Source organism: Actinokineospora guangxiensis, from assembly GCF_042657845.1.
Taxonomy (GTDB): domain Bacteria; phylum Actinomycetota; class Actinomycetes; order Mycobacteriales; family Pseudonocardiaceae; genus Actinokineospora; species Actinokineospora guangxiensis.
In genome coordinates this window covers 74,585-93,853 of the sequence record NZ_JBHSKF010000012.1, presented here as the reverse complement: position 1 = coordinate 93,853, position 19,269 = coordinate 74,585, and the positions used below count along the sequence as shown (strand labels likewise).

At 71.2% G+C, this 19,269-nt stretch carries 20 protein-coding genes; 10 read left to right on the top strand and 10 right to left on the bottom strand.

The genetic code is table 11. The features are described from left to right. Positions 1 to 14: 14 nt before the first annotated feature. Positions 15 to 1,844 (bottom strand): proprotein convertase P-domain-containing protein, encoded by a 1,830-nt coding sequence (locus tag ACFPM7_RS21790; protein ID WP_378249544.1) that lies wholly within the window; start codon positions 1,842 to 1,844, stop codon positions 15 to 17. A 731-nt stretch (positions 1,845 to 2,575) separates the two neighbouring features. Here ACFPM7_RS21790 and ACFPM7_RS21785 point away from each other — a divergent pair. Together ACFPM7_RS21785 and ACFPM7_RS21780 are read left to right on the top strand one after the other, a co-directional pair. Beyond that, entirely contained in the window at positions 2,576 to 2,992 is a 417-nt protein-coding gene (locus ACFPM7_RS21785; RefSeq protein WP_378249543.1) for a hypothetical protein, read from the top strand. Positions 2,993 to 3,153: 161 nt separating this feature from the next. Then, the gene (locus ACFPM7_RS21780) at positions 3,154 to 3,360 is read left to right on the top strand and encodes a hypothetical protein (protein WP_378249542.1); all 207 of its coding nucleotides are present in this window, start codon (positions 3,154 to 3,156) and stop codon (positions 3,358 to 3,360) included. Between the two features lie 24 nt (positions 3,361 to 3,384). On the opposite strand, the gene ACFPM7_RS21775 is transcribed toward ACFPM7_RS21780, so the two are convergent. Together ACFPM7_RS21775 and ACFPM7_RS21770 are read right to left on the bottom strand one after the other, a co-directional pair. Next, a complete protein-coding gene (locus tag ACFPM7_RS21775; RefSeq protein ID WP_378249541.1) occupies positions 3,385 to 3,846 on the bottom strand; it encodes a PaaI family thioesterase in 462 nt (153 codons plus the stop codon). A gap of 14 nt (positions 3,847 to 3,860) precedes the next feature. After that, positions 3,861 to 4,280, bottom strand: coding sequence for a DUF5313 family protein (locus ACFPM7_RS21770; RefSeq protein ID WP_378249540.1), 420 nt, complete (start codon positions 4,278 to 4,280; stop codon positions 3,861 to 3,863). A gap of 75 nt (positions 4,281 to 4,355) precedes the next feature. On the opposite strand from ACFPM7_RS21770, the gene ACFPM7_RS21765 reads away from it, so the two are divergent. Continuing rightward, on the top strand, positions 4,356 to 4,802 hold the full coding sequence (locus ACFPM7_RS21765; protein WP_378249539.1) for a MarR family winged helix-turn-helix transcriptional regulator: 447 nt from the start codon (positions 4,356 to 4,358) through the stop codon (positions 4,800 to 4,802). A gap of 65 nt (positions 4,803 to 4,867) precedes the next feature. After that, the gene (locus tag ACFPM7_RS21760) at positions 4,868 to 5,413 is read left to right on the top strand and encodes a GNAT family N-acetyltransferase (RefSeq protein ID WP_378249538.1); all 546 of its coding nucleotides are present in this window, start codon (positions 4,868 to 4,870) and stop codon (positions 5,411 to 5,413) included. A gap of 27 nt (positions 5,414 to 5,440) precedes the next feature. On the opposite strand, the gene ACFPM7_RS21755 is transcribed toward ACFPM7_RS21760, so the two are convergent. Both ACFPM7_RS21755 and ACFPM7_RS21750 read right to left on the bottom strand, forming a co-directional pair. Further along, positions 5,441 to 5,716, bottom strand: a complete 276-nt coding sequence (locus tag ACFPM7_RS21755) for an amphi-Trp domain-containing protein (protein WP_378249537.1) — start codon at positions 5,714 to 5,716, stop codon at positions 5,441 to 5,443. A gap of 47 nt (positions 5,717 to 5,763) precedes the next feature. Beyond that, on the bottom strand, positions 5,764 to 6,360 hold the full coding sequence (locus ACFPM7_RS21750; protein WP_378249536.1) for a DinB family protein: 597 nt from the start codon (positions 6,358 to 6,360) through the stop codon (positions 5,764 to 5,766). 146 nt (positions 6,361 to 6,506) lie between these two features. On the opposite strand from ACFPM7_RS21750, the gene ACFPM7_RS21745 reads away from it, so the two are divergent. The 3 genes from ACFPM7_RS21745 to ACFPM7_RS21735 all read left to right on the top strand — a co-directional run bounded on the left by ACFPM7_RS21745 (position 6,507) and on the right by ACFPM7_RS21735 (position 10,273). After that, complete coding sequence (locus tag ACFPM7_RS21745) at positions 6,507 to 7,658, top strand: ROK family transcriptional regulator (protein WP_378249535.1); 1,152 nt, start codon at positions 6,507 to 6,509, stop codon at positions 7,656 to 7,658. Positions 7,659 to 7,666: 8 nt separating this feature from the next. Then, a complete protein-coding gene (locus ACFPM7_RS21740) occupies positions 7,667 to 8,773 on the top strand; it encodes a family 4 glycosyl hydrolase (protein ID WP_378249684.1) in 1,107 nt (368 codons plus the stop codon). Positions 8,774 to 8,845: 72 nt separating this feature from the next. Then, positions 8,846 to 10,273 (top strand): cellulase family glycosylhydrolase, encoded by a 1,428-nt coding sequence (locus ACFPM7_RS21735; protein ID WP_378249534.1) that lies wholly within the window; start codon positions 8,846 to 8,848, stop codon positions 10,271 to 10,273. A 106-nt stretch (positions 10,274 to 10,379) separates the two neighbouring features. On the opposite strand, the gene ACFPM7_RS21730 is transcribed toward ACFPM7_RS21735, so the two are convergent. After that, complete coding sequence (locus ACFPM7_RS21730; RefSeq protein WP_378249533.1) at positions 10,380 to 10,928, bottom strand: GNAT family N-acetyltransferase; 549 nt, start codon at positions 10,926 to 10,928, stop codon at positions 10,380 to 10,382. A gap of 106 nt (positions 10,929 to 11,034) precedes the next feature. Between ACFPM7_RS21730 and ACFPM7_RS21725 the strand changes: the two genes are divergently transcribed. Both ACFPM7_RS21725 and ACFPM7_RS21720 read left to right on the top strand, forming a co-directional pair. Next, positions 11,035 to 12,399, top strand: coding sequence for a fatty acid desaturase (locus tag ACFPM7_RS21725; RefSeq protein ID WP_378249532.1), 1,365 nt, complete (start codon positions 11,035 to 11,037; stop codon positions 12,397 to 12,399). Between the two features lie 12 nt (positions 12,400 to 12,411). Then, positions 12,412 to 12,993, top strand: coding sequence for a TetR/AcrR family transcriptional regulator (locus ACFPM7_RS21720; protein ID WP_378249531.1), 582 nt, complete (start codon positions 12,412 to 12,414; stop codon positions 12,991 to 12,993). 8 nt (positions 12,994 to 13,001) lie between these two features. On the opposite strand, the gene ACFPM7_RS21715 is transcribed toward ACFPM7_RS21720, so the two are convergent. The 4 genes from ACFPM7_RS21715 to ACFPM7_RS21700 all read right to left on the bottom strand — a co-directional run bounded on the left by ACFPM7_RS21715 (position 13,002) and on the right by ACFPM7_RS21700 (position 17,897). Beyond that, on the bottom strand, positions 13,002 to 14,612 hold the full coding sequence (locus tag ACFPM7_RS21715; RefSeq protein ID WP_378249530.1) for an amidohydrolase family protein: 1,611 nt from the start codon (positions 14,610 to 14,612) through the stop codon (positions 13,002 to 13,004). Between the two features lie 142 nt (positions 14,613 to 14,754). Then, the gene (locus ACFPM7_RS21710; protein WP_378249529.1) at positions 14,755 to 15,312 is read right to left on the bottom strand and encodes an LppU/SCO3897 family protein; all 558 of its coding nucleotides are present in this window, start codon (positions 15,310 to 15,312) and stop codon (positions 14,755 to 14,757) included. Between the two features lie 270 nt (positions 15,313 to 15,582). Then, positions 15,583 to 16,836, bottom strand: coding sequence for an SGNH/GDSL hydrolase family protein (locus ACFPM7_RS21705; RefSeq protein ID WP_378249528.1), 1,254 nt, complete (start codon positions 16,834 to 16,836; stop codon positions 15,583 to 15,585). A 44-nt stretch (positions 16,837 to 16,880) separates the two neighbouring features. After that, a complete protein-coding gene (locus tag ACFPM7_RS21700) occupies positions 16,881 to 17,897 on the bottom strand; it encodes a LacI family DNA-binding transcriptional regulator (RefSeq protein ID WP_378249527.1) in 1,017 nt (338 codons plus the stop codon). A 114-nt stretch (positions 17,898 to 18,011) separates the two neighbouring features. Between ACFPM7_RS21700 and ACFPM7_RS21695 the strand changes: the two genes are divergently transcribed. After that, on the top strand, positions 18,012 to 19,139 hold the full coding sequence (locus tag ACFPM7_RS21695) for an endo-1,4-beta-xylanase (protein ID WP_378249526.1): 1,128 nt from the start codon (positions 18,012 to 18,014) through the stop codon (positions 19,137 to 19,139). Positions 19,140 to 19,269 lie beyond the last annotated feature (130 nt).

Sequence of the window (19,269 nt, the reverse complement as noted above, 5' to 3'; positions counted from 1 at the left end):
CACCACGACTTAGGTCAGACCGTCACCGACCAGCTGTCCAGGACGCCGGTGTCCCGAGGGCCGTTGTCGCCGATGCGGAGCGTCCAGGTGCCGGAGGCAGGCTCGGAGGCCGCCGGGGTGACCGTGAAGGTCTTGTTCGCGGGGAACGGGGTGCAGGCGTAGTTGCCGCCGGGCCAGCGCGCCAGGGCGTAGGAGCGGCCGGTGGGGGAGACCAGGGTGATGTTGAGGTCGCCGTAGCAGGAGTGGGTGGCGTTGACCAGGACCGTCACGGGTCGGGCCGCCGCACCCGCCGCCGTGGAGCGGACCGGGCTGACCGCTGTCCGGAAGTCCTGGATCGGGTAGTCGGTGATGTTGGTGAACGTGCGGCCGCCACCGCCTCCTGGCTGGGTGCGGGCGTTGACCGCGGCGCTCGGCGCGGACCGGTTGCCTGCCGCGTCCCTTGCCCGCACGGTGAAGGTGTAGGCCGTGTCGGCGGACAGGCCGTCAACGGTCGCGCTCGTGCCCGCGACGGTGGTCGCCAGGGTGGAGCCGTTGTAGACCTCGTAGCCGGTGACGCCGACGTTGTCGGTGGCGGCGTCCCAGGCCAGGGACACGCTGGAGCCGGTGCTGCCGGTCGACCTCGGGTTGGCGGGCGTGCTCGGGGCGGTGGTGTCGTCCTCGCCTCCGCCGCCGGTCACGAGGGTCAGGTTCCACTTCCTGAGGGCCTCGTTGACCGGCTGGAACAGCGACAGCTCACCGTCCGACGGGTTCTGCACGCAGCGGCTCGGGCCGCCCTCGTGCAGGCCGACGGCCTTGTCGCCGAGCATCCACGCGCCGCCGGAGTCGCCGCCGAGAGAGCACGCGGTCGTCCAGGTCAGGCCCTCGATGACGAGGCCGCCCCCGTAGTCCACGGCCCGGTTCGTGTACTTGACGACGCCGCACTGCCACTTCGAGGTGTTGCCCGAGTGGCAGACCCGGTCACCCACCATCGCCTCGACGGAGCCGGTCACGGTGACGGCGGGCTGGCCCCAGGTGTTGACGGCGGCGGACAGGGTCCAGCCGGGCTCTGTCACGGCGACGACCCCCATGTCGCCTTCGCGGCCGTTGACGCTGCGGGTTCCGCCGACGTTGGAGGTGCCGATGCGGTTCTGCTGTCCACTCTGGCCGTAGGCGGGCTGGTTGACGTCGTTGGTGCAGTGGCCCGCCGTGAGGAAGTGTTTGCCGCCCGCGGAGTCCGTGGTCGCGAAGCCGATGGAGCAGCCGCTTTCCGAGCCTGGCCACCACGGGTTCCCCGGCTGGACTGTGCCGGCCTGCCTGCGCTGTTGGGTGGTGGTTTCGGAGATGGACACGCCGGGGCCGAGTTCCCGGGCCTTGGTGAGGAAGGTCTGGGTGGCGGAAGTGGCGGCGGTGGTGTTGACGGTGATCTGGATCTGGTTGTTCTGGACGTCGGTGCCCCAGCCGAAGACGCCGGGGACGCCCTTGCCGATCAGGGTTCGGACGGCGGTGTCGAGGCGGGTGAGTTCAGCCTTGGTGCGGGGGACGATGACGGCGTCCGCGCCTGCTTCGCGGGCTGCTTCGGCGTGTTTCTGGGTGGTTACCGCGAGGGTCAGGTTGCCGGTGGTGGGGTTGAACCAGTGGCCGGCGAGGTGGGGGTGGAGCGGGGTTAGGGAGTGGTAGAGGGAGTGGGCTTGGCGTTGGCTGACTAGGTCTGTTGTGGCTTGTTCGGGGGTGATGTTCAGGGCTTGGGCTATTCCTAGGGTGGTGGGGTCGGTGGGGGCTGCTGTGGCTGGGGTGTGGATGGTGGCCAGGGCTGTGGCGCAGGTCGCTGTGGCCAGGGCTGCGGTTAGGGCGGCGCGCAATCGCATGGGACTCCTCGATTACCTTGCAGGGTGGTTGCACGGTAAGTTGGGGAGTTGTTGGGGTGGAAGGGTTAACTGTTCAGTCGGTTCCGACGGCGGTGTTGTTCGGTGGTTCTGTTGGGTGGGCGGAGTCCGATGGGGTGGGAGTGCGGAGCGTTCGTTAACACTTAACTTGAGGGGCGGTTGGGCTTCCGATCGGTGGAAGGCGGGGTTACTCTTCTCGGTCCGTGACGGCGACGCGGGGAGTGGGGATGGGTACGTCGGCTTCTGTGTCCTGTGAGGATGGTGGAGGCTTCGCTGGGGCGTTTCGGGCGGCCATTGTTCGGCGGGGGTTGTCGTTGGAGCGGGTGCGGCAGCATCTGGCTCGGCGGGGGGTTGTGGTGAGTTTGGCGACCTTGAGCTATTGGCAGACGGGGCGAAGTGCGCCGGAGCGGCGGGCTTCGGTGGTGGCGGTGGGGCATCTTGAGGAGATTCTGGAGGTGGAGGCGGGGGTGTTGCTGGGGCGGCTGCGGCCGCCGGTGCGGCGGGGGAGGGTACGGGAGCGGGGGGCTATTGGGGATCTGTGGCCGTGGCCTCGGCGGGTTGAGGAGTTGGTGGGTGGGGTTGACTCGGGGTGGGATGAGCGGCTCACGCGCATCAGCCAGCACGATGTCGTGACGGTGGGGGCGGGGAGGGGGGAGCACGCGTACCGGTCGCGGCAGGTGTTGCGGGCTGAGGCTGACGGGCCGGATCGGTGGGTGGCGATCATGCATCTCGACGAGCACGACCGGGTGCTGCCGTCGGTGCGGGCGGTTCGGGGGTGTTCGCTGGGCAGGGTTGTGGTCAGCGAGGAGGAGGGGCTGCTGGTCGCGGAGCTGGTGTTCGACGCGCCGTTGCGGAGGGGGGAGACGGTGATCACCGAGCACGAGCTGGTGAACCGGGTGCCGTATCCGGCTGACGGGAACTACGAGCGGAAGTTCCGGTTGCCGGTGCGGGAGTACGTGCTGGAGGTGTGCTTCGACACCGCCGATCCCCCGGTGGCGTGCGAGCGGTACGCGCGTACGGCGGTGGGGGAGGAGCGGGTGTGGGAGGTGGCGGTGCCCGCCAGTGGGGCCGTGCACGGGGTGGCGCTGGACTTCGGGCCGGGGTGCTTCGGATTCCGCTGGTCGTGGTGAGCCCGCGGGGGATCACCCGATCGGGGAGGAACCGGCGGTGGACCGCGGGCGACTCCTGGGGTACGCCGTCGCGGTCGGTTCACCGCGTCGGTGTCTGCTCGGCGGGAAGGAGGGGCCTGGCCGCACGGCCGGGCCGCCACCATCGGAGGGGAGACCCGGAAATGACCGAACTGCGCCACGTCGCCACATTCTGCGGCAGCTGCAACTGCGGGTGTCCGGAGCTGTTCCTCGACCCGGGGGCGCCCGATGAGCGTCGGGTCGTGATCACCGACGACTTCGGGCAGCGCATCCAGATGAGCCTGGAGCAGCTCGCGGTGCTCGTGGCCGACATCCGGGCGGGCAAGCTTGATGAGGTCGTGCCCGCCTAGGGACTTCGACACGGGCCCTCGGGGTCAGGGGCGGGGTCGCCAGCGCTTCCACAGGGCGGTGGCCTCGGCCCTGGGCTTGCCGTCCCACCACAGGGACACCTCGACCGTCATCTCCGCTTCCGAGGCCTGCGTGACCTCGGCGCGCAGCTCGACGGCCTCGCGCAGGGGAGACGGGCGCAGGTAGCGCACGTCCAGGCCCGCCGTGACGTAGGACAGCTTCGCCTCGCCGAGGGGGTGCCAGCCGCGGGTGTCGGCGGTCTGCATGACCGCAGCGGCGCTGTGGCAGTCCAGGACGGTGCAGATGATGCCGCCGTTGAGGTAGCCAAGGCCGTTGTCGTGCTCGGGCCACGGCAGGAACTCGGCGGTGACCAAGCCGTCGGGGCCGTCGGGGCTTGGGTGGCTGCGCAGCTTCAGCCCGCCCTCGTTGGCGTGGCCGCAGCCGAAGCACGGCAGGTCGGGGTACAGGCGCTCCTGGATGCTGCTCACCAGCGCCACCCTAGTCATGCCCCCCGGTCGCCGGACCCGGTCGGGGGTGCGGGCGGGGTCGTCCGGTACTCGGCGATGTAGCGGGCCTCGGCGGCGGCGCGGATGTCGGCCTTGCCCGCGTCGCGGACCGCGCGGGCGGCGCCGTACTCGTGGCCGTGGCGGGCGGCGCGCATCTCGCAGCTCTCCTCAAGGTAGGAGAACGAGAAGTAGTAGCCGATGATCACCGCCATCCCGGCCATGGCCAGCCGGATGCCGATCGGTCCGGGGACCAGCAGGCAGGCGATGACGAGCGGTCCGACGATCACCGTCGCCCTGGCCGCGTGCCGCAGGACCCACGTCCGGCAGGTCACGTCGTGCAGCACCCACGCGTTCAGGTGCTCGGGCAGCCTGCCGCCGACCGCGTACTTGAGCCACTGGACCGGGTTGGGTCGCATGGTGACCACCTCCTCCGAGGTTCATAGTATGCTAATCGTTAGCGTGCTAACTAATTGGCGGGAGTGGGGTGCGTCATGGCGGTCGACCTCGGGGAGGACCCGCTGGCACTGGAGCGGCAGGTGTGCTTCGCGCTGTCGGTGGCGTCGCGGACCGTCATCGGGATCTACCGGCCGCTGTTGGAGCCGCTGGGGCTCACCCACCCCCAGTACCTGGTGATGCTGGCCCTGTGGGAGCGCTCGCCGCGCTCGGTCCGCGACCTGTGCGACGCCCTGCACGCCGAGTCCGCCACGCTTTCCCCGATGCTCAAGCGCCTGGAGTCGATCGGCTACGTGACCCGCGCCCGCAACCGGGCCGACGAGCGCGAGCTGTCCGTCGAGCTGACGGAGTCCGGCGCCGAGCTGCGCCGGGAAGCCCTCAAGATCCCCTATCGCGTGGTCGAGGCGCTGGGAATGCAGGTCGCCGAGCTGCAAGAGGTGCATGCGGCGCTCACCCGGGTCATCACCGCCGCGACCGGCCGCTGACCCTGTCGCCCGGATCTGTTCGCCTCTATGATTGTCGTTCCTGTACGTGAACGATGGAGGTGTGCGTGGACCTCGCCTGGCCGACGGGGCACACCGATGACCTCGCCGCCGCCGTGCACCGGGTGGCCCGGGACGCGACGGCGGCCGGTGGGGCGATCGGCTGGGTCGCTCCGCCCACCCGGGAGGAGACCGACCAGTGGTTGGCCGGCGTGCTCGCCGCGGTCGCTGACCGCGACGGCGCGCTGTGCACGGCCTCCGTCGACGGCGAGCTGATCGGGTTCGGCACCTGGCGGCGCGATCCCGAACTGGTCTTCCGGTACCGGGCCGAACTGGTGAAGGTGACCGTGCACCCGAGCGCCCAAGGCCGGGGGCTCGGCAGGCTCATCACCGCCGGGCTGATCGCGGGCGCGTGCTCGGCGGGCATGGAACAGGTCCACATGCGGGTGCGCGGCAACAACACCCGGGCGATCGAGCTGTACCGCTCGCTCGGCTTCACCGAGTACGGCCGGATGCCCAACTCGATCGCGGTCGGCCGCGACCGCTTCGACGCGGTGTGGCTCTACCGGGAACTCGAACGCCCGCACGGCATCCGGCTGCGGGGATCGGCCTAGCGATAGGTCCGGCGGTCAGGCCCGCGATCAGACGTCGTCGGCCTCGTCGGAGTCGTCATCCTCGTCATCGTCGTCGGATTCCTCGCCCAGGCTCCACTTGAGCTGGAACTCGATCTCTTCCTCGTCGTCGCCGCGCTCGTGCTCGATGGAGAACTGGGCCCGCGCGGGCACGCGGACGCGCTCGCCCGCGATCTGGATGCGGAAGGGCGAGCCGCTCTCCAGCGCGTCGGCGAGCCTGCGCAGTTTCGCGACGACCTCCGCGTTCGAGTACACCTTCTCGACGTCGCGGGCTTCGGCGCTCATGGGGACCTCCAGGGCAGCGCGCCCCGGGCGGGCGCGACGGTGATCATCTAATCCGACCGCCGCCCTGTCCGATTCGCCGGGTCTGCGGCCCGCGCGCCGTACAGGTCGCGCAGGAGGGCGACCTCGGCGCAGTGGTGGATCACCTCGCGGTTGATGTGCAGGACGAGCATCGCCATCGGCTCCTTGTCGAAGGGCGCCTCGGCCTGTCCGCAGGGCGCGGCGAGCGCGTCGGCGTCCAGTCCGCGCACGCCCGCGCTCCAGCCCGCGTAGGCCTCGTCCAGCTGCTCCAGCGCCGCCTTCGCCGTCGAGGCGTAGTCGAACTCGTAGTAGTCCATCCTCGGCCCGCCGAAGTGGTTCATGTTCCGCATCCCGAGCACGCCCACGATGAGGTGGCCCAGCCGCCAGGCGATGGTGGTCACCGGGGCGGGCTCCGGCTCGGGGATGGCGAACTCGATCTGGTGATCGCCGGTCCCGCCGGTGATGGGGGCGGTGGTCTCGCCGCGCGGGCGGATGCTCCAGCAGCCGGGCACGGGCTCCCAGAAGTACTCCTCGTCGGTCAGTCCCGCAAGCCGCGGCCTGGTCTGGTGGCGCCAGATCCAGTCGGTCTGCTCGTGCAGTTGGACGGTCCAGTCGATGCTGCTCATCGCCCGACGGTAGGACCACTTGCGGACATCCGCTGTCCGCGAGCGCGGTCGGGATTGGTCTGGACGACACCTTGACGGGGCCGCCGCCACAGCCATATCGTCGCTCTTTAATTAGACACACTTCCTAATTAAAGGGGCTGCGCACCATGACCCAGCAGGCCGGATCGTCGCGAATGCTGCGCGAGCTGAACGAAGCGGCGGCGCTCGGGCACCTGCTGGAGAGCGGCCCGCTGACCCGCGGCGACCTGTGCGGCCTGACCGGGCTGGCCCGGCCCACCATCTCCGACGTCGTGCGCAGGCTCCAGGACGCCGGGCTCGCCAGGATCGTCGGCCGCACCAGCGGCGGCCGCGGGCCCAACGCCGACATCTACGCCGTCAACCCCAACGCCGCCTACGGGGTCGCGGTCTCCCTGCGCGCCCAGGACTCCACCATGGCCGCCGCCGTCTGCGACCTCGACGGCGAGGTGCGCGCCCAGGTCGAGCTCCCCGTCGAGGGGGTGGACCCGGTCGACGCCGTCGCCGCCGCCGTGGCCGCCGCGGCGAAGCAGGCCAGGGTGGCCGTGCGCCGCGTCGAGCACGTCCGCCTGGCCGTTCCCGGCTCCTACCACGAGAACGCCGAGGTCATCCGCTACGTCGACGTGCCGGGCTGGTCGCGGCCGGGGCTGGTCGGGGAGATCCGCGCCCGGCTGCGCACCGACCTCGCCGTCGACAACGACGTCAATCTCGCCGCTGTCGCCGAGCGGGCCCACGGGATCGCCGCCGACGCGGACGGGTTCGCGCTGCTGTGGCTGGGCGAAGAGGGGCTCGGCCTGGCGATCGACCTCGGCGGCACGCTGCTGCGCGGCGCCAGGGGCGGCGCGGGCGAGATCGGCTACATGCCGGTCGGCCTGCCCTCCGCGGAGCGCATCGACTTCCACGACCTGGTCAGCGGCGAAGCCATCCGCGCGCTCGCCGCCGAGCACGGGATCGTCGCCGACACCGGCCACCTCGCCGTCGCCGCGGCGGCGGAGGCGGGCCGGAGCGGGTGCGCGGCGTTCATCGACGCGCTGGCGGTGCGCATCGCCGTCGGCCTCGCCGCCGTCATCGCCGTGCTCGACCCGCCCCTGGTCGTGCTCGCGGGCGAGGTCGGCCAGGCGGGCGGCGCGGTGCTGCACACCGCCGTCGGGGCCGCGCTGCGCGAGATCTCGGTCCTGGAGACCACCGTCGCCTCCACCGCGCTCACCGACGACCCGGTGCTGCGCGGCGCCATCGACACCACCCTCGCCGCGGTCCGAGAAGCCGTGCTCGACCGCGGGTAGTCCCCACCCTGCTGGAGGTTCCCCTTGCGCCGCCACGCGTTGCCAGCCTGAACCACCTGACCTGGGAACGGGCGGCCACCGTCGGCGTCGACCGGCTGCCCGAGCTGCTGGGGGCCCGGGGCGGCGAACTCGCCGACCTGGTGGGCGTCCCGGTGGAGGTCCTGCACTCCACCAGGACGCTGCCGTCCTACTACCTGCGCTACTTCTACGGCCACGACGAGGTCGTCGCCGAGCAGCGCGCCGCGCCGAGCCGGGGCGCGCGGGTCGCCGAGATCGAGCGCGAGCTGCTGGCGATGTACCGCGACCCGGCGCTGGACCGCAAACCGGACCTGCTCGGCGAACGCGGCGGCGCGTTCTACTCCGAGGCCGCGGTCGGGCTGCTGGACTCGCTGCTGGGGGCAGGCCGGGCGGCGGTGCACGCGGTCAACGTGCGCAACGCGGGCACCCTGGCCTGCCTGCCTGCCTGCCTGCCTGCCTGCCTGCCGGACGCGGCGGTGGTCGAGGTGTCCTGCCGGGTGGACGGTTCGGGGGCGGCGCCGCTGGCCGGGCCGCCGCTAACGCCGGAGCTGCGCGGTCTGGTCGCGCACGTCGGCGCGGAGCGCGTCTACCGGGCGCTGCTGGCCCACCCGCTCATCGGCCAGGCCGACCGGGACGGGCGAGGCGCGCCGACCGCGCTGTCGGCCGCCGTGGCCGTCCACTTCGGATGCCCGAGCGCCACGGACGTCGGCATCGGCGTGCACCTCGGCCGCGACCTGGCCGCGCGGATGGGGGAGCTGGCTCCCGTGGTGTTCGCCGTCGCCGCCGACGGGGACGAGACCGCTCGGGCCATCGTGCGCGGGCAGGGAGAGGAGGTCGCCACCTTCGCCGCCGCCGCGCTCGCCAGGCTGGGTCTCACCGGATCACCCGCCGACGTGGTGCTCGGCGGGGGAGTGCTGCGCAGCCGGGACCCGTTGCCGCACAATGCGATCAACGACAGGCTGACCGCCATCGCGCCGCTGGCGAGGACCCGGGTGGTGACCGCCCCGCCGGTGCTCGGGGCCGCCCCGTCCGCCTTGGACGCGGTAGGCGCCCACCCGGCGGCGGAGCGGCGAGTCCGGGAATGGTCCAGACCTTGACACGCCTAGTTGATTACAGGAAGGTTATCTAACAATTAGCTCGGCCTCCCGACCCCTGTGAGGAGATCGACTTTGTCCCGACGACGATGGGCGGCGCTGCTCGCCCTGCCCCTGCTGGCCGTCTCGATCCCGGTGGTCGTCTCGACCGCCGCGCAGGCCGCGACCCCCGTGGAAGCCCATGGGCAGCTGCGGGTCTGCGGCGTCAAGCTCTGCGGCGAGAACGGCCAGCCCGTCCAGCTGCGCGGCATGAGCACGCACGGCATCCAGTGGTACAGCGACTGCGTCAACGACGCCTCCCTCGACGCCCTCGCGGGCGACTGGGGCGCCGATGTCGTGCGCATCTCGATGTACATCCAGGAGGGCGGCTACGAGACCGACCCGGCCGGATACACCAACAGGGTCAGCAACGTCATCAACGAGGTCACCGAACGCGGCATGTACGCGATCGTGGACTGGCACATGCTGTCCCCCGGCGACCCGTACCACAACCTGGAGCGCGCCAAGACGTTCTTCACCGAGATCGGCAGGCGCCACAACGGCAACCGCAATCTGCTCTACGAGATCGCCAACGAGCCCAGCGGCGTCAGCTGGTCGCGGATCAAGGGCTACGCCGAGGAGCTGATCCCGGTCATCCGGCGCACCGACCCGGAGACGCCGATCCTGGTGGGCACTCGGGCGTGGTCCTCGCTCGGGGTCTCCGAGGGCGCGACCGAGTCCGAAGTGGTCAACAACCCGGTCAACGCGCAGAACATCATGTACACCTTCCACTTCTACGCGGCGTCCCACCGCGAGGCGTACCTGAACGCGCTGTCGCGCGCTGCCGACCGCATCCCGATGTTCGTCACCGAGTTCGGCACCCAGGACTACGCGGGCGAGGGCGCCAACGACTTCGCCATGGCGCAGCGCTACCTGGACCTGATGGCCAGCAAGCAGATCAGCTGGACCAACTGGAACTTCTCCGACGACCACCGCAGCGGCGCGGTCTTCACCGAGGGCACCTGCCCGGGCGGCACGTTCACGGGCACGAGCAGGCTCAAGGAGGCGGGCCGCTGGATCAGGGACCGCGTCCGCGAGGGCGGCACCCCCACGCCGAACCCGGACGCGCTCATCTCCCGGGGCAAGCCCGCGACGGCGTCCTCAGTGGAGAACGCGACGCTGACCGCCGACAAGGCCGTCGACGGCAACACCGGCACGCGCTGGGCCAGCACCGAGTACGTCGACCCGCAGTGGATCAGGGTCGACCTGGGGCAGGGCGCGACGGTCAAGCGGGTCAAGCTGACCTGGGAGGTCGCCCACGCCAGGGCCTACCGCGTCGAGATCTCCAGCGACGGCTCGAACTGGACCAGACTGGTCGACGAGACCGCGGGCAACGGCGGCGTGGACGAGTGGACCGGGCTCAACGGCCAGGGCCGCTACCTGAGGGTCTACGGCACCCAGCGCGGAACCCAGTGGGGCTACTCGCTGTGGGAGCTGGAGGTCTTCGGCACGGCGGGCCGCTGACCGCCCCGCGACCGGCCCGCGTCCCCTCGCCGCGTGCGGGGCGGGGGAACGCGGACCTGGCCCGCCCGTCCGGCCCCGAGCGCAGCGGGGACGGGCGGGCGGGCCGTCATCCGGCCAGCCACTCGGCCTTGGTCAGCGCGTACTCGACGTCGCCGTGCTCGTCGCCGGGGATGGACTCGGGCCACTCGGCGAAGAAGGTGCGCACGAAGCGCAGGCCCGACTTCTCCATCACCCGCCGGGAGCCGGTGTTGACGGTCATCGTCTCGGCGAAGACGCGGTCCACGCCCAAGTCGGTGAAGCCCTTGGCGATGAGTGCCCGCGAGCCCTCGGTCGCCAGTCCCCGCCCCCAGGCCGAGCGCTTGAGGCGGTAGCCGAGTTCGACGCCTTCGCGGCCCTGGACCGGGCGGAAGTGGAACCAGCCGAGGAACCGGCCGCCGCGGTCCTCGGCCGCCCAGAAGCCGAAGGCCGGGTAGCGCTCGTAGTAGGCGAACCAAGCGGGGAGGAACTCCTCGCGCATCTGCTCGCGGGTGGTGGACCTGCCGCCGGTGATGTGGCGCATGACCTCGGGGTCGCCGTCGAGGTCGACCAGGTCGTCGAGGTCGGCCTCGGTGAAGCGGCGCAGCCGCAGGCGCTCTGTCTCCAGGAACACGTCCATGGGCCCATCGTCGCGAGCCAGGCCCGAGCGGGCCAGTGCTTTACATTGCTCAGCGTCTTGTCAAGCGAGTCGGTTAGGCGTTACCGTCGGTCACAGGAGGTGGCTCATGGCCGAGCGGTGGACTGACGGGAAGCGGTACCTCTGGTTGATCGGGCTTGTGGTGCCCCTGCTCGTCTTCGGCGCGATCGGGCTGCACGACGCGACCGGCTGGGGCGGGGCGCTGTGGCTGGGGCCGTTCGTCGTGCTGGTGGTGGTGCCCGCCATCGACCTCGTTGCCGGGCTCGACCGGAGCAACCCGCCCGAGGACATGATCGATGCCCTGGAGAACGACCGGTACTACCGCTGGATCACCTACCTCTACCTGCCCGTCCAGTACGCGGGGTTCGCCTTCGCGTTCTGGGTGATCGCCACCGGGGACCTCGGCGTCGCCGACAAGGTCGGGCTCGCGGTGACCGTCGGGGTCGTGGGCGGTATCGGCATCAACACCGCCCACGAACTCGGCCACAAGAAGGAGAGCCACGAGCGCTGGCTGTCCAAGGTGGCCCTGGCCCAGAGCTTCTACGGCCACTTCCACATCGAGCACAACCGAGGCCACCACGTGCGCGTCGCCACCCCCGAGGACCCGGCCAGCAGCCGGGTGGGGGAGAGCTTCTACCGGTTCTGGCCGCGCACGGTCGCGGGCTCGCTGGGCAGCGCGTGGCGACTGGAGCGCAAGCGGTACGCCCGCCGCGGCAGGCACCCCTACCGCATCGGCAACGACGTGCTCAACGCGTGGCTGATGTCGCTGGTCCTCTGGGGCGCGATGGTCGCCTGGCTCGGCCCGGGAATCCTGCCCTACCTGCTCGTCCAGGCAGTCGTCGGCTTCTCGCTGCTGGAGATCGTCAACTACATGGAGCACTACGGGATGCTGCGTCGGAAGGTCAGTGGATCTGACCGCGACCGATACGAGCGGGTCAACCCCAGCCACAGCTGGAACTCCAACAACGTCGCCACCAACGTTCTGCTCTACCACCTCCAGCGGCACAGCGACCACCACGCGCATCCGGTCCGCCGCTACCAGACACTGCGCGACTTCCCGGAGTCCCCGGTGCTGCCCACCGGGTACGCCGGGATGATCGTGCTGGCGCTGGTGCCGCCCCTGTGGCGGCGCGTCATGGACCCCAGGGTGCTCGCGCACTTCGACGGCGACATGAGCCGCGCCAACATCCAGCCAACCAAGCGTGCCGGCGTCCTCGCGCGCTACCCCGCCCCCGGGCGCGGTGTCCAGGACACCCCCGTCGAGCGGCTGCAGGTCGTGGAGCGGGGTGACGCCCGCTGTCCGGAGTGCGGCTACGTCTACCGGCAGGCCGCGGGCGAGCCGCGCGAGGGCTTCGCGCCGGGAACGCCGTGGTCGGCCGTCCCGGACACCTGGTGCTGCCCGGACTGCGGAGTCCGGGAGAAGGTCGACTTCACCGCGCTCGCCCCTGCCTGACCCCCGCCTAGGATGGCGGCCGTGACGGAAGCAGCGGCCGGACGCGTCGGCCCCAAGGTGGTGGCCGCCGCCATCGAACTCACCGCGAGCGAGGGGTGGTCGGCGGTGACGATGTCGCGCCTGGCCGAGGCCGTGGGCGTGTCCCGGCAGACCGTCTACAACGAGGTCGGGTCCAAGCCCGCCCTCGCCGCGGCGATGATCGGCGCCGAGCTGGCCCGCTTCCTCGCCGCGGTCGAGGACGCCTTCGACGCCCACCCCGACTCGCCGGTCGACGCGGTCCGCGGCGCCGTGCGCGGGGTGCTGGAACTCGCTGAGGACAACGTGCTGCTGCACGCCATCGTGTCCGCGTCGCACGGTGCCGAGACCGACCTGCTGCCCCTGCTGACCACCCACGCCGAGGCGCTGCTCAACCAGGCCAAGGCCGTCGTGTCCGCGCGCATGGACGCCCACAGCGTCCCGATGTCCGAGCGGGAGCGCGCCGTGGTGATCGATGTCCTGGTGCGGACCGTGCTCAGCCACGTGATGCAGCCCTCGGCGGGTCCGGCGGACACCGCCGACGACATCGCCTGGATGATCGGGCGTCTGCTGGTCTAGGCCGTGTTTCAGGTGTGGGCCTCGGCCGCTCCCCAGGTGCGCAGGTAGGCCTCCGCGCCGCCGAGCAGGTCGTCGACGATCTCGTCGCCGCCCACCTTGCGGATGTCCTCGATCCAGTCCGGCATCAGGCCGTAGTGCGCCATGCCGTCGGTGTTCATGTCCCAGGTGCGCTGCGCCATCGTGTACTTCTGGACGGTGACGGAGCCGTCGGCGGAGGTGAACGGGTAGGTGACCGGGTCGCCGCCGCCGCGCGGGCCGGGCAGGCCACCGATGCCGTTGGCGTCGATGCCGAACCCGTAGCCGGACACGCCCTGCTGGTCGCGGATCGGCTCGCTGCGCCGCCACTCCTCGGTGAACTGGGTCGCGCCGTGGCCGTACTGCGAGACCATGCCGCCGAGGGCGTAGATGCGCGGGAACAGCTTCGGGTCCGACCAGCTGTGCGAGGACACCACGCCCGGGTAGTCGGCCTGCTCCAGGATGTCGAGCGTGCGGGTCGCGGCCTTGACGCTCATGTGGTCCAGCTCGATGACCATGCCGCGGGCCATCATGCCGCGCACCATGTGCTCGCCGAGCGCGGTCAGGCCGTGGATATTGCAGTGCGGGGCAGGCGGGTAGACCGGCAGCGGCGGGATCAGCGGCGCGATCGGGTCGGGGATGACGCCCGCGGGGGTGGCGGTGTTGTCCGACAGCTCGCCGGTGCACGTGCGCGCCTGCCAGAACCGGCCGGTGCCGAGGAAGTTGCCCGCGTTGACGATGACGCCCTGGGTGTCGGAGTCGAACCGCACGCCGCAGAGCGCGTTGTCGTACTTGTGGCAGACGAACATCGAGCGCACGCCGAGCGCGTGCATCTCGTCCAGGCCGCGGTCGATCGAGGCCCGCGTGCACAGCGGCACACCGAGCACCTGCCTGCACCCGAACGGCTCCGAGGTCTCCACGCCCAGCAGCACCGCGAGCCTGCCGCCCTCGATGACCTGCCGCGCCTCGGCCTCGCTCCGCACGATCCGCAGCCAGCCCCGGCCGGGACCGCCGTTCTCCCGGTCCACGAAGGCCACGAGGTCGTTCATCATCCTGGCCTGCAGGCGGATGGAGTCCATCTCGCCGCACGGCTGGCTCTTGAGCGGGTAGATCTCGCAGAGCTGACGGTTGGCGACGAGGTGGTTGACCATCAGCCGCAGCCCGCCGCGCCAGGCCCGCTCGATCCACTTGTAGTAGGCGGCCTGGTGGGTGAGTGAGTCGTGCGCGGGCCAGTCGGCGAAGGTCGGGTAGCCGACGGGGTCATGGGTGCCGATCGGGGAGCGGTGCCGGGTGAAGTTCTCGAACCACGCGAGTTCGCCGTGCGGGTGGTGGTCGTGGCAGTCGGTCAGGGCGGCGGCGGGGCCATCGGGGTGGTGGACGTCGCCGCAGATCAGGTTGCCGCCGAAGGCCACATCGGCCATGACGTGGTTGTGGGCGTCGAGGAACCCCGAGACGGTCCCGTCCGGGCGGGTGCCCTGGAACGGCCTGCCGACGACGCCGACGTCCGCGCCGGGGGCGGGATCGCTCTGCGCGGCGGGGGCGGTGACGGCGCCGAGGGCGGCCAGCACCGCCAAGCCGAGGATCAGGGAGCGGGATCGGGGCATGGCAGGGGCCTCCTCGCGCACCGGTGCGTCCACCAGACGGTACTCGCGAGAACTTTTCATGTATAGCGCCGCACGGACGACAGCTCGGCCAGGACGACAAGGGCCCGGCACGTCACCGTGCCGGGCCCTTCGGTTCCTGCTGTCAGGCGTCGGTCGGCGGCGCCAGGCAGTAGATCGTCTTCGGCTCGGTGTAGGCGAGCGCCTCCCCCTCGGTGCACTCGGCCTCGGTGTTCACCGTGGTCACCTTCAGCGCGCCGGTCGCCGAGCAGTCGACGACGGGGTAGCCCATGCCGCTGCCGGAGACGTCGTGGCACTCGCCGCTGACCAGCTTGGGCACCAGGCACAGCTTCGAGTCCGGCCCGCGGCTGCTGGTCTCGGTGTACTCGTCGTAGTTGTCCCCGCAGCGCTCGGTGGTGGACTCCAGCACCTTGCCGATGATGTAGTTCGCCTCGGGCGTCTGGCACCCGACGGTCGTGAACTCCGGCTTGCTGGACGTGCCGGTGATGCTGGCGCAGTCGCCCGCCTTGGTCTGCGCGGCGTCGCTGCCGAAGTAGTTGAACGCGTAGGCGACCCCCGCGGCGACGATCAGACCGACGACGACACCGCCGATCCGCTTGAGCAGGCTGGGCTTCTTCGGCGCGGCCTGCTCCTGCTGCTGCTCGGGGGCGGGCGGGGGCGGCGCGGGCTGGTTGATGGTCATGAGCCTTCCGGATTTCGGTAGTTCCCCAGGATCGCGAGGAAGTGCGCGGGGGAGAGTACCCACGGTGATCGGAGGTGACTATGGAGGGTGTTGGCCCACTCGAATGGGGGAAGGTGTATGGGAATCCGGTTGCGGAATGTGAGCCATCGTCGCTCTCGCCGGACACCTGTCCACAGCCAGGTTTCCGGCATGGCGGCACTCAGAACCGGCTGGATGGCCTGGCGGCGGGGGGTCGGATGCTTTCGCCGGGCGAGTAGTCCCGGCCGCGTGCTAGCGGAAGGCGTGGGTCGGCACGGTGGCTGCCAGGGCGGCCATGCCGGCGTCGTTGGGGTGCAGGTGGTCGCCGCTGTCGTAGCGGGGGTGCAGGCGCAGCGGGTCGGCCGGGTCGCGGAGAGCGGTGTCGAAGTCGATCACCGAGTCGTAGGGGGCCGAGGTCCTGATCCAGTGGTTGACCTCGGCGCGCTTGGACTCGTTCTCCTGGCTCCAGAAGCCGAGCGTATCGCCCTTGAAGGGCAGGATCGTGCCACCGTGGATCTTCAGGCCCGCCTGGTGCGCCCTGGTGATGAGCTGGTGGTGGGCGGCGATGATCTCCTCGGCCGAGACGGTCTCCGACACGGGCGCCGAGGTGCCGGGGTGGCCCAGGTCGTTGACGCCCAGCAGGACGATCACGTGCTCGACGCCGGGCTGGCCGAGGACGTCGCGGTCGAAGCGGCGCAGGGCGCTCTGGCCGAAGTAGGCGGCGTAGGACTCGGCGGGGTGGCCCACGGGTGGGTTCGGGTCGTGGAGGAGGCGGTTGCCCGCGACGCCGAGGTTGAGGACACCGGTCCTGCGCAGCCGCTGGGCGAGCAGGTCCGGGTAGCGGCGGTTCGCGCCGACGGTCGACTCGGCGCCGTTGGTGATCGAGTCGCCGAGGGCGACGACCGCGCCGCGGGGCTGGGGCGACAGGACGCTGACGCCGGAGAGGAACCACCACTGCGTCAGGGTTTCCGCCGGCGTGACGGAGCGGTCGCCGGTGACATTGCCCGCCGCGAGCGCGTTGCGCTGGTAGGCGAAGCCGTGAACGGTGCTCACGGTGGTGCGCTCCGGGAGGTGGATGCTGACCACCAGGTCGGCGTAGGCGGGGACGCGCAGCGGCACCGCATCGCTGATGATCGGAGCGCCTGCGGCAACGGTGACCGAACGCTGGCCGCCGAAGCGCACGGCGCGGTCGGTGCGCGGGTCGATGTCGGTGCCCGTCCCCGCGCGCAGCGCCACCCGCACCTCGCCGACGCGCAGCGGGGTGGAGCCGAACTCGTTGGTCAGCCGCAGCCGCACCTGGTCGCCGCCCGCGCTGGCGTGCACGACCTGGCGCACGGTGACGTCGGTGACCGTGCGGGTTCCGGAAGCGGGCGTCGCTGTCGGCACGCTCGCCCACGTTCCCACCCAGGTCGGCTTCGACCGCGCGCTCGCGCCGGTCACGGACAGCCCGCTGAGGAGCAGCAGCACCCCGAGGAGGAGCACGGTGAGACGGCGGCGGTACGACATCGGGCCTCCAACCGGAAGTTTCCGGAAGGAATCTATCCGAGCTGTCAACGGCCCCGGGGCGCCGTGCTGTCCCGGATGACCAGTTCGGTGGCCAGTTCCACCCGCGGGCTGTCGACCTCCTCGCCACGCACCAGCCGGTGCAGCGTGCGCACGGCGAGCCTGCCCATCTCGGCCATCGGCTGGCGGACCGTGGTCAGCGGGGGAGAGGACCACCGCGCTTCCGGCAGGTCGTCGAAGCCGACCACGCTGACGTCGTCGGGCACCCGCAGCCCCCGCCGCCGCAGCGCCTCGTAGACCCCCAGCGCCATCTGGTCGCTGGCGGCGAAGACCGCCGACGGCGGATCGGGCAGGGCGAAGAGCCGCTCGCCGCCGCGGAAGCCCGACTCGTAGTCGAACTCCCCCGGCATCACCAGCTCCGGGTCGAAGGTCAGGCCCGCAGTCTCCAGCCCGGCGCGGTAGCCGTCGAGGCGGGCGCGGCTGCACCACAGCTCCGGGCGTCCGGCGACGAAGCCGATCCTGCGGTGCCCCAGCCGGATCAGGTGCTCGGTGGCGCTGAGCCCGCCCGCCCAGTTCGTCGCGCCGATCGTCGGCGCGTCCAGCGCGGGCACCCCCGCCGGGTCCACCACGACCCTCGGCAGGCCCAGTTCGCGCAGCTCGTCCTGCAGCGCCGGGTCCAGGTCGGTGGTCACCAGGATGACGCCGTCGCTGGCCCGCGAGCGGACGTTGTCCAGCCAGAGCCGGGCCGAGCGCGCCTCGCGGTGCACGGCCGAGACGACCGTGCCGGAGCCCGCGGCGTGCGCGGCGTCCTCGACGCCGCGGATCAGCTCGACCGCCCATGGGCTGTCCAGGTCGTTGAACACCAGGTCGACCAGGCCGACGCTCTGCCGCGCCGGGGCCCCGCGCCTGCGGTAGCCGTGCTCGCGCAGCAGCGCCTCCACCCGCTCGCGGGTCGTCGGGGCGACGTCGCCGCGGCCGTTGAGCACGCGGGAGACCGTCGGCGCGGAAACCCCGGCCGCGGCGGCGATGGCCGAGATGGTGACGGCGGGGCGGTCGGTGGCCACGGTGTCCTCCACGTGCGTCGTGCCTCTTGCTTTTCGATCCGGGCGCAATCTAACGTCCCCGGCCATCGGTTTCCGGAAGATTCCGAAAGTTTATCGCAGAAGCAGGAGATCGCGATGAAGCCGCTCCGCATAGCCACCGCCGTCTTGGTCGCCGCGGCGATGGCGACGCCGCTCGTGTCCTCGGCGTCGGCCACACCCCAGCACCAGCCCCCCGGCCAGTCCAAGAAGGACGCGCTGCGCGCCGAAGTGCCGAAGGGCTTCTTCATCGGCACGGCGGTCGCGGGCGGCGGCCACCACGAGGACCAGCCCTATCCCGACCCGTTCTCCTCCGACCAGCCCTACCGGAACGTGCTGGCGAAGGAGTTCAACTCGGTCTCGGCCGAGAACCAGATGAAGTGGGACTTCCTGCGCCCCGAGCCCGGGGTGTACCGCTTCGGCCCCGCCGACGACATCGTCGCCTTCGCCAAGCGCAACAACCAGGTCGTGCGCGGGCACACCCTGCTCTGGCACAGCCAGAACCCGGCGTGGCTCACCGAGGGCGGCTACACCAAGGCCCAGCTCAAGCAGATCCTGCGCGACCACATCAGGACCGTCGTGGGCCGCTACAAGGGCAAGATCCAGCAGTGGGACGTCGCCAACGAGATCTTCGACGACCAAGGCGTGCTGCGCTCGCAGGACAACATCTGGATCCGCGAGCTGGGACCCGGCATCGTCGCCGACGCGTTCCGCTGGGCCCGCCAGGCCGACCCGAAGGCGAAGCTGTACTTCAACGACTACAACGTCGAGGGAATCAACGCCAAGAGCAACGCCTACTACGCCCTGATCCAGGACCTGCTCGCCCAGGGCGTGCCGGTCGACGGATTCTCCACGCAGGGCCACCTGAGCCTGCGCTACGGCTTCCCCGGCGACCTCACCGACAACCTGCGCCGCTTCGCCCGCCTGGGCCTGGAGACCGCGATCACCGAGGTCGACGTCCGCATGGACCTCGCACCGGGCGCCACCCCGACCCCGGAGCAACTGGCCAAGCAGGCCGAGTACTACCAGCGCATGCTCGACGGCTGCCTGAGCGTGAGCAGCTGCAACTCCTTCACCATCTGGGGCTTCGTCGACAAGTACTCATGGGTGCCGGTCTTCTTCCCGTCCGAGGGCGCGGCGACGATCATGTGGGACGACTTCAGCCGCAAGCCCGCCTACCACGCCCTGCGCGACTCCCTCAAGGACTGCTACTGCGGCAGGAAGTGACGGCCGGACCGTCCTGGGTGCACACGTGGGTGGCCACGGCGCAGCTCACCGAGCCGCACAACATGCCACCCGGGCCGTTCACCCGGGACGGTCTCGTCAGTCCCGGTCGGCGCGCTCGACCTGGCCGGGG

What these genes read in the sequence shown, in the direction of transcription:
- ACFPM7_RS21765 (WP_378249539.1), top strand. Translation starts at nt 4,356, where the DNA reads ATGGCGGTCGACCTCGGGGAGGACCCGCTGGCACTGGAGCGGCAGGTG.
- ACFPM7_RS21780 (WP_378249542.1), top strand. Translation starts at nt 3,154, where the DNA reads ATGACCGAACTGCGCCACGTCGCCACATTCTGCGGCAGCTGCAACTGC.
- ACFPM7_RS21730 (WP_378249533.1), bottom strand. Translation starts at nt 10,928, where the DNA reads ATGGACGTGTTCCTGGAGACAGAGCGCCTGCGGCTGCGCCGCTTCACC.
- ACFPM7_RS21750 (WP_378249536.1), bottom strand. Translation starts at nt 6,360, where the DNA reads ATGAGCAGCATCGACTGGACCGTCCAACTGCACGAGCAGACCGACTGG.
- ACFPM7_RS21710 (WP_378249529.1), bottom strand. Translation starts at nt 15,312, where the DNA reads ATGACCATCAACCAGCCCGCGCCGCCCCCGCCCGCCCCCGAGCAGCAG.
- ACFPM7_RS21715 (WP_378249530.1), bottom strand. Translation starts at nt 14,612, where the DNA reads ATGCCCCGATCCCGCTCCCTGATCCTCGGCTTGGCGGTGCTGGCCGCC.
- ACFPM7_RS21695 (WP_378249526.1), top strand. Translation starts at nt 18,012, where the DNA reads ATGAAGCCGCTCCGCATAGCCACCGCCGTCTTGGTCGCCGCGGCGATG.
- ACFPM7_RS21755 (WP_378249537.1), bottom strand. Translation starts at nt 5,716, where the DNA reads ATGAGCGCCGAAGCCCGCGACGTCGAGAAGGTGTACTCGAACGCGGAG.
- ACFPM7_RS21770 (WP_378249540.1), bottom strand. Translation starts at nt 4,280, where the DNA reads ATGCGACCCAACCCGGTCCAGTGGCTCAAGTACGCGGTCGGCGGCAGG.
- ACFPM7_RS21725 (WP_378249532.1), top strand. Translation starts at nt 11,035, where the DNA reads ATGGCCGAGCGGTGGACTGACGGGAAGCGGTACCTCTGGTTGATCGGG.
- ACFPM7_RS21705 (WP_378249528.1), bottom strand. Translation starts at nt 16,836, where the DNA reads ATGTCGTACCGCCGCCGTCTCACCGTGCTCCTCCTCGGGGTGCTGCTG.
- ACFPM7_RS21720 (WP_378249531.1), top strand. Translation starts at nt 12,412, where the DNA reads ATGGCGGCCGTGACGGAAGCAGCGGCCGGACGCGTCGGCCCCAAGGTG.
- ACFPM7_RS21745 (WP_378249535.1), top strand. Translation starts at nt 6,507, where the DNA reads ATGACCCAGCAGGCCGGATCGTCGCGAATGCTGCGCGAGCTGAACGAA.
- ACFPM7_RS21790 (WP_378249544.1), bottom strand. Translation starts at nt 1,844, where the DNA reads ATGCGATTGCGCGCCGCCCTAACCGCAGCCCTGGCCACAGCGACCTGC.